Here is a 7,977-nt window from a genome sequence, read left to right on the forward strand (position 1 = left end):
ACCGCCGCGGCCCTTGGTGCCTATCTGCTGGCCGCCGGGCTCCTGCGCCCGGTCGAGCGGATGCGGGCCCGGGCCGCTGCCATCACCGCCGGAGAGGCGGACGGCCTGCTCCCGGTCCCGGCCGCCGAGGACGAGATCTCCCGGCTGGGCCGGACGTTCAACGCCCTCCTCGCAAGCCTGCGCGAGTCCCTGCAGCGAGAACGCCGCTTCGTCGCCGACGCCAGCCACGACCTGCGCACCCCCCTGAGCCTTCTTACCACCGAGCTCGAGCTCGCCCTACGCCGCCCGCGCAGCGCCGAGGAGCTCTCCGATGCGCTGAGCTCGGCTCTCGAGGAGACCGGGAGGCTCTCCCGCCTGGCCGAAGACCTGCTCCTGCTCTCGAGCGCTGACCGGCCCACGGAGCCGACTCCGGAGGCGACCGAGCTCCTGCCGGTACTCGACGCCGTGGCCGACCGGTACCGATCCCACACCGGCGGGGAAGGCGTGGTCTTGGACTGCCCGCCCGGCTTGAGCGTCCTGGCCAGCAGGAGCGACCTCGACCGCGCGGTCGGGAACCTCGTCGAGAACGCCCTCCGGCACGGCGCCACCCCAGTGGCCATCCACGCCCGGCCCGTCCCGGCATCGCCCGGACCGGTGACGGTGATCGAGGTCCGCGACCACGGGCCGGGCTTCGAGGAGGAATTCCTGCCCCGGGCGTTCGACCGGTTCGCCAAGGCCGACCCTGCCCGCTCCCGCGACGGTGCCGGCCTCGGGCTCGGGATCGCGGCCGCCCTGGCCGAGCGGAACAATGGGACAGCCACCGCCGCGAACCATCCCGACGGCGGAGCCGTGCTCACCCTGACCCTGCCCGCGGCCCAAGCCTTCCCCTAGACCGTCAGCGGCTCTCAGCCAAGGTGGAGGCCGAGCCGGAGGACCAGGCCGAGGATCCCGGTGGCAAGGACGATCCAGGGTTCGCCGATCTTGAACCGCCACAGCAGCCCGAGGGTGACGAGGCCGATGGCCGCGGTGGCCCAGTCAGTGACGGCCTGCCGTGTGAGGACGACGACGGCACCCGAGAGCGCGCCGGCCGCGGCCGCGGTGGCCCCTGCGACGAAGGCCTTGACTCGCCGGTTGTCGCGGTGTCGGACGAACCATCGGCCCAGGAGCACGACGGCGAGATAGATCGGGGTGAAAATCCCCACGGTGGCCACGATGGCGCCCGGGAGCCCGGCGGTGAGGTAGCCGATGAAGCCCGCGGTGATCACGACCGGCCCCGGGGTGATCAGGCCCATCGCGACGGCGTCGAGGAACTGGGCCTGGTCGAGCCAGTGATGCTGGTCCACGACACCGTCTCGCAGCAGCGGCACGATCGCAAGCCCGGAGCCGAACACGAGCGCTCCGGTCTGGAGGAAGAAGAGCCCCAGCGGCAGCAGGGCCGCGGCGCCGCCGGCTCCGACGGCCGACATCGGCGCGCCGAGGAAGGCGGGCAGCAGGGCGTGGGCCTTCGCTGCGGGCGGTGCAGGGGGCTCGGTGTCCGCCCCGCCACGGGTCGGCTTCTTCTTGCGTCGGCCCCAAGTCGGTGGGGCGTCGAGGAAGAGGATGACCAGACCCGCTCCGAGGATCAGGGGGATGGGCTCGGAACCGGTGAGTGCGGTGACGGTGAAGACGACCGCACTGATCGCCCAGAGCCGCCAGTCGCGGCGGTCGGTGAGCTTGAGGAGCTTGTAGGCGGCGATGAGGATGATGGCCATGACGGCGGGGGCGATGCCGTAGAAGAGGGCTTGGACGATGCCGGTTCCGGAGTACGCGGAGTACAGGGCCCCGGCGGCCACGACCATGAGGAACGAGGGGCCGATGAACGCCGCGGCGACGGCGATGGCGCCCCAGGACCCGCGCCGGAGGTAGCCGATCCACATGGCCACCTGCGCGGCGAGGGGCCCGGGCATCGCCTGGCCGAGGGCGACGCCGTCGAGGAAGGCTTGGCGGTCGATCCACCCGCGCTGCTCGACGAGGTCGCGCTGCATGTAGCCCACGGTGGCGATCGGGCCGCCGAAGCCGGTGACGCCCAGGCGCAGGAAGTAGAGCAGGATCTTGCGGAACGGGACCTGTCCATCCGCGCCGTCGGAGGGTGTTCCGGTTTCGGGGCTGTGGCCGTCGGCGCCGCTGGTCATTCGCACCGGCTCAGAGGACAACGACGTTGACGACGAACGTCGCGACGGCGCCGCCTGCGATGACGATGGCCTCCCGACGCTCGGGCCTGCCCCACGCGGCCACGAGCGCCACGGCTAGCCCTCCGGCGATCAGGGACCCGACGTCGGCCACGCTCACCGCCGGCATGAAGTCCTCGTTCAGCATGAGCACGTTCCCCAGCAGCCGCCAGGTCACCACCGCCACGACGGTGGCCACGGCCGCAAACGCGAGGGACCGCCCGCGCCAGCCGGAGAGCCGGGCCAACCCGGCGACCACCGCCCCGGAGATCACACCGGCGAGGACGATGGACAGGGGTGAGAACATTCGGGGCTCCTGAGAGACTGGGCTGGACACCGGACGCGCCGATGCCCTCCAACGACCGCGCCAACATTATCGCAACCATGGTTACACACCTAAGATGGACGGGTGAACCGAATCCCCATCGGCCCCGATGACTGGGTGCTGCTGAACTACCGCATGCCCCGGGTGCCGTCCAGCCCCCGGGTCGCAGTGTGGCGGCGGCTCCAGTCGCTGGGCGCGGCCCAGCTCAGCGACGGACTCGTCGGCCTGCCCGCGGACGCCCGCACCAAAGAGCACCTCGAGTGGATTGCGGCGGAGGTCATCGCGAACGGCGGAACCGCCACCGTGTGGGTCGCCAAGCCCACAAGCCCCACGAAGGAGCGCGAAATCGTGGCCTCGATGCAGCACGAGCGCCGGGAAGAGTACATCGCACTGATTCGCGACGCCGCCGATGCCGAAAACCTCACTGAGCCTTCTCGCACCCGCGCGGCCAAGCGCCTCCAAGGCTTCCTCCGCAAGATCGCCCGCCGTGACTATTTCCCGCCCGCCGAACGCGACGCCGCTCGGGCCATGGTCAAGGCGCTCCTCAAGCCCGCCCAGGGCACTCCCGCCGAGCACCCGCTCGGGCCCGCCACGCCGGTCCGCGAGGAGGCGAGCCAATGAAGTGGGCCACCCGATCCGGTGTGCACGTCGATCGCGCCGCGTGCGCGTGGCTTATCCGGCGCGCGATCGACCCCAACGCCGAGTTCGCGTATGTCGATGACCCAGCGGGCGTCCCGACCGACGCGACCCCGTTCGACATGCCCGGCGTGGACCTCGGGCACCACGGACCATACTGCAGCTTCGAGACGATCCTGCAGCGATTCGAGGTCCACGACCCCGTCCTGTCCGCGATCGCCGAGCTCGTCCACGAAGCAGACATCGAAGACGACCGCTTCGACGCTCCCGCGGCACCCGGACTGGACGTCATCATCCGCGGCCTGTCGATTACGCTCGACGACGACGCCGTCCTCGCCGCCACCGCCCCGATCTTCGACGGCCTCTACGAGTACTTCAAGCGCGGCCTCATCCTGGGCCGCGAACCGGCCTAACGCGCCGGGTCCGCTTCGAGGAACGTCAGAACCAGTTCCGTGACGACCGCGCGCTGCCTCGGCGAAAGCCGCTCCGAGCCCTCCGGCAGGACGAATGGGGTGTGCTGCCCCTCCGCGTCTCGCACGGCCTCGTGTGCGGGATCACCTTGACCGGCATCCCCCGCGCCCGCGCCGATGAGGTCCTCTAGCTCGTCCGGGCTGAGGCGCAACGCCGCCGCGAGGTTCTTCCGCGCGTCGGCATCAGGGGTGGCCGCGCCGCAGACCACCGACACGACGTGCCTCGTGGACATCCTCGCCTCGTTGGCCAGCGCGCTGAGGGAGCCGAATCCGGCAGAGCGGACGGCCGCTGCCCATTGGTCCGGAATCTCCACGCCGCGGCTCCTTCCAAGTGCCCGCCCACCACTCTAGGCCCTGACGGACCCCGACCCCGGTCCGCAGGGCCGGGAGCCAGCTGCGGACCATCGCCGCCGTTGGGGCGAGCCCGCGCCGAGCGACTGCGTGACTTCGCGGGACGCAGTACGGATTTGCAGTCCGGATATAGCGTGGGTACGGCGACGCATTTCAACGTTAGAATGGCCCTTCCGGCCCCGTGCGCCGCGACCAACCCCGCTCCCCCCGCAAAGGATCATGGTGATGGTGGAAATCGACTTCGAGTCCGTCGAGACGACAACGCCCCTCCGGGAGGCCGCCCTCCCGACCGCATCGCGCCAGGACGGCAGCTATCCGCGGCCGCAGATGCTCCGCGCCGAGTGGTGCGATCTCGACGGGCCCTGGTCCTTCCGCCAGGACGACGACGGCGCCGGCACCGCGGCGGGGTGGCCCTGCGGCTTCAGCCGCGGTCCCCAGATCGAGGTCCCCTTCCCTCCCGAATCAACCGCCTCCGGCATCGCTGAGCCGGGATTCCACCCCGTGGTCTGGTATTCGCGCGAGATCGGGCCAGAGGAGCTCGCCGCCGCGGGCCACGGCGACGCCCGGCCGCGCATCCTGCTCCACTTCGGAGCGGTGGACTACCGCGCCCGCGTATGGCTCGACGGCCAGTTCGTCGGGGAGCACGAGGGCGGGCACACGCCCTTCTCCTTCGACATCTCCCACCTCGTCGGCGGGGAAGGCGCCGGCCGGCAGCACACCGTGGTGGTGCGCGCCGAGGACGATCCCCACGACACCTCCCAGCCCCGCGGCAAGCAGGACTGGCACGAGTCCCCGCACGCGATCTGGTACCAGCGGACCACCGGCATCTGGCAGACCGTATGGCTCGAGGCCGTGCCCGAGGCCCACATCGCGCGGCTGCGCTGGACGCAGAATGGCCCGGCGTCCGTCACGGCGACGCTGCAGCTCGACGGCGTGGTCCCCGCCAAGGCGGTGGCTCGCGTCAAGCTGCGGTGGGAGGATCGCGGCGAGGACCTCGGAACCGCGTGCGTCGAGGTCACCTCACGCCGAGTGGATATCACCGTGCCCCTCACCCGCCAGATCAACGGCCAGGCGGAGAGCGAGCTCGTGTGGAGCCCCGAGCATCCCCGCCTCATCGACGCCCAGATCACCCTCACCGACGGCGACGGAACGGAAGTCGACGCCGTGGCGAGCTACCTCGGGCTCCGCACGGCCGCCGTCGACCGCGGGTCCTTCCTCCTCAACGACCGCCCCTACGATGTGCGCAGCGTCCTGAACCAGGGCTACTGGCCGCAGTCGCACCTCGCGGCGCCGAGCCGGGACGCGCTGCGTCGGGAGGTCGAGCTCATCAAGGCCCTCGGATTCAACGCGACGAGGATCCACCAGAAGATCGAGGACCCGCGGTTCCTGTTCTGGGCGGATCGCCTCGGCCTTCTGGTCTGGGGCGAGGCACCGGGCGCCTACGAATTCTCCCCGACAGCGGTCCAGCGGCTCATGCGGGAGTGGATGGACGCCGTCGAACGCGACGCCTCGCACCCCAGCATCGTGACCTGGGTGCCAGCGAACGAAAGCTGGGGGCTCCAGCACGTGGCACATTCCGCCGCGCAGCAGGCGTACTCCCGCGCGCTCGCGGACGTCACGCGCGCGCTCGACCCGTCGCGCCCCGTCATCTCCAACGACGGCTGGGAGCACCAGAATTCGGACATCCTCAGCGTCCACGACTACGAGGGCGACGGCGCCGTCCTGGCACGCACGTACGCCGACGACGACGCGCGGGCGCGGCTGCTCGCCGGCACGGGGCCGGCGGGCCGGCGGATCCTCGTTGGCGGGGCGCAGGATCACGGCCAGCCCATCATGCTGACGGAGTTCGGCGGGATCGACTACCAAGTGGGTCCCGGGCGCGACGACGGCTGGGGCTACACCGCGGCAGCCAACGGCGACGAATGGCTCGAGCGCATCACGAGCCTGTACAACGCGATCCGCTCGAGCTCATTCCTCGCCGGGAGCTGCTACACGCAGCTGACCGACACGCTGCAGGAGACCAACGGGCTCCTCACCGAGGACCGCGTGCCGAAGATGCCCATCGAGCAGATCCGCGCGGCCGTCACCGGGGCCTGACCAGGCTTCCGCCGGGAATCAGTCCCGGTTGGAGTCCTCCGAGTCGCTCCGCGTCGGCAGCACGAGGACCGCATCGCCAACGGGCCTCTCGGCCTTGCCGGACGGCGTGTTGACCACCGCGCCGCCCGCGACCGCCGTCGTCGAGCCTCCACCGTCGAGGTTCATCGCCTGAACCATGCCGAGCGACGTGGCGACGTCGGCCTCCTCCTTGAGGCTCAGCCCGAGCGAGTTCGTCGAGCGGCCGTCGGCGGTGACGAGGATCGTGCGGCCCTGAGCGTCGGTGCCCGCGAACGTCCGCGGGTTCCGCTTGTGAACCCAGCCGTAGTAGAAGCTGTTGTTGTCGTTCGGGCGGACCATGCCGTCCCGCCGGACGGTCACGTCCTCCTGGCCATCCTTGACCAAGAGCGGACCGCCGTTGACCACGCTCGTGTGCTTCGTCGTCGTCAGCTGGCGCCCGTCCTGCCCCACAACATGGGCGTCGACCCGCAGCTTCTCGCCCACGTGCGCGAGCGCCCGAAGCTGCGCGACGTCGTCGCCCGTGGCCTGGATCGTGTGGCCGCCCACGGGAACCGCGGTTCCGCGGGACTCCGCGACGGAGGTGACGGCGTCGTGGCTGTCCAGCGTGACCTCGAGGCCCGCGCCAGCCGGGGTCTTGGCCCCGAACTCCGGGGTGAAGGCCACCAGCTCGCTGGCCTTGGTGCAGGTGACGTCCTGCAGCGGGAGCTCGGTGGGCAGATCCCCCTTCTCGCCGCAGTTCCGGATGAGCCCGGGGTTACGGTTGATGCCCTCGAGGCCCAGCGTCCCGCCCGCGCCGGAGACCGATCCGCTCCACGTGAGCCGCTGGATGCTCGCGCGGTTGTTCGCGCCGTTCAGGATGAGGCCGGGGCGGTCACCGACCGGCTCGCGCAGCGTCTTCCCGCCGTAGACGCCCACACCGGCGGGGTCGCCCGGGGCGCCCGCCGCCGGGTCGAAGACGAAGAAGCCCGCGTTGACTCCAGCGACGGCGTTCTGGGCAGCCGCGAGCTGGCTCGTGGTCTCGGGCTTCTCGAGGTCCGGGCCGAACGAGGCCGTGAGCTCGCCCTCGTACTGCTCCGGGTCGATCGTGATGACGTCGAGGTTCCACGGTCCGCGCGCCTGGGAGCTGGTTCCGGCATCGCCGTCCCAGCCCGTGTAGATGACCGACGACGAGTAGCCCGCCGCCTTGATCCGCGCGACCGTGCCGGCGCCGTCCGCCTGCGCCGAGAAGTGCCCGGCGCGGACCCGATAGCCGAGGGGGCCACCCGCGTCCGCGAGCTGCGGGGAGACCACCTGCTCGACGCGGGTATCGAGGCCCGCGGCTTTGAGCTTGGCCGCCACATTCTGGGCGCTCGCCTGGCTGGAAAGGGCCGACGACGGCGCGTCCGGATCCGGGGAGTCGGACGGGATGGCGACTTCGGCCGTCCAGAACAGCGAGCTGTCCGTCCCGCCGCGGTGGATCGTGGTCAAGGTGACGCCCGGCGCGAGAGTCTTCTCGGTCCGGCTCTCGGGGAGATCCGCAGCACCGAGGTTGAGGTGCGCCGCCGGGACGGACGGAGCCGGGGTCTCGCTCGCGTGCGTGGGTCCGGCCGGGCCGAGGAGGGCCGAGGACAAGGCGACCGCGAGGCCGGTGGACAGGAGTCTTCTACGCGTTCTGGGTGAGGGCACCGTCCAAGGCTAGGAAGCGAATCGCTGTCTGGGCGTGCGGTTGGGAGACCCTTGGCCCAAGCTTCTCGCGCCGTTCACCTTCGCGCGGCGGCTCGGGACGACCCGTTCAGGCGAGTCGCGCGGCAGTTGCCCGGAGACGGTCGAGCGCGTCCCGGGCCAGCTCGACGAGACTCGGCTCGTCCTCTGCTTCGATCCAGGCGGCGTACGCCTCCTTGAAGGCGAGGCCGCC

At 71.2% G+C, this 7,977-nt stretch carries 8 protein-coding genes; 4 read left to right on the forward strand and 4 right to left on the reverse strand.

All coding sequences use genetic code 11. From position 1 onward, the window contains the following. A partial coding sequence (locus ACLN58_RS14410; RefSeq protein ID WP_415855951.1) for an ATP-binding protein occupies positions 1–870 on the forward strand: 870 nt, incomplete at its 5' end. Between the two features lie 14 nt (positions 871–884). On the opposite strand, the gene chrA is transcribed toward ACLN58_RS14410, so the two are convergent. Both chrA and ACLN58_RS14420 read right to left on the reverse strand, forming a co-directional pair. Next, on the reverse strand, positions 885–2,150 hold the full coding sequence (gene chrA / locus ACLN58_RS14415) for a chromate efflux transporter (RefSeq protein ID WP_415855952.1): 1,266 nt from the start codon (positions 2,148–2,150) through the stop codon (positions 885–887). Between the two features lie 10 nt (positions 2,151–2,160). After that, entirely contained in the window at positions 2,161–2,493 is a 333-nt protein-coding gene (locus tag ACLN58_RS14420) for a hypothetical protein (RefSeq protein ID WP_415855953.1), read from the reverse strand. A 102-nt stretch (positions 2,494–2,595) separates the two neighbouring features. Between ACLN58_RS14420 and ACLN58_RS14425 the strand changes: the two genes are divergently transcribed. Together ACLN58_RS14425 and ACLN58_RS14430 are read left to right on the forward strand one after the other, a co-directional pair. Beyond that, entirely contained in the window at positions 2,596–3,132 is a 537-nt protein-coding gene (locus ACLN58_RS14425) for a Chromate resistance protein ChrB (RefSeq protein ID WP_415855954.1), read from the forward strand. After that, entirely contained in the window at positions 3,129–3,560 is a 432-nt protein-coding gene (locus tag ACLN58_RS14430; RefSeq protein ID WP_415855955.1) for a chromate resistance protein ChrB domain-containing protein, read from the forward strand. The genes ACLN58_RS14425 and ACLN58_RS14430 overlap by 4 nt, the downstream gene beginning before the upstream one ends. On the opposite strand, the gene ACLN58_RS14435 is transcribed toward ACLN58_RS14430, so the two are convergent. Further along, the gene (locus ACLN58_RS14435; RefSeq protein ID WP_415855956.1) at positions 3,557–3,931 is read right to left on the reverse strand and encodes a hypothetical protein; all 375 of its coding nucleotides are present in this window, start codon (positions 3,929–3,931) and stop codon (positions 3,557–3,559) included. The genes ACLN58_RS14430 and ACLN58_RS14435 overlap by 4 nt on opposite strands. 262 nt (positions 3,932–4,193) lie before the next feature. On the opposite strand from ACLN58_RS14435, the gene ACLN58_RS14440 reads away from it, so the two are divergent. After that, on the forward strand, positions 4,194–6,065 hold the full coding sequence (locus tag ACLN58_RS14440; protein ID WP_415855957.1) for a glycoside hydrolase family 2 protein: 1,872 nt from the start codon (positions 4,194–4,196) through the stop codon (positions 6,063–6,065). An 18-nt stretch (positions 6,066–6,083) separates the two neighbouring features. Here the strand turns inward: ACLN58_RS14440 and ACLN58_RS14445 are convergent, their stop codons facing one another. Then, entirely contained in the window at positions 6,084–7,748 is a 1,665-nt protein-coding gene (locus ACLN58_RS14445; RefSeq protein WP_415855958.1) for a phosphodiester glycosidase family protein, read from the reverse strand. Between the last annotated feature and the right edge of the window lie 229 nt (positions 7,749–7,977).

The organism is Sinomonas sp. G460-2 (genome assembly GCF_047759905.1).
Taxonomy (GTDB): Bacteria; Actinomycetota; Actinomycetes; order Actinomycetales; family Micrococcaceae; genus Sinomonas.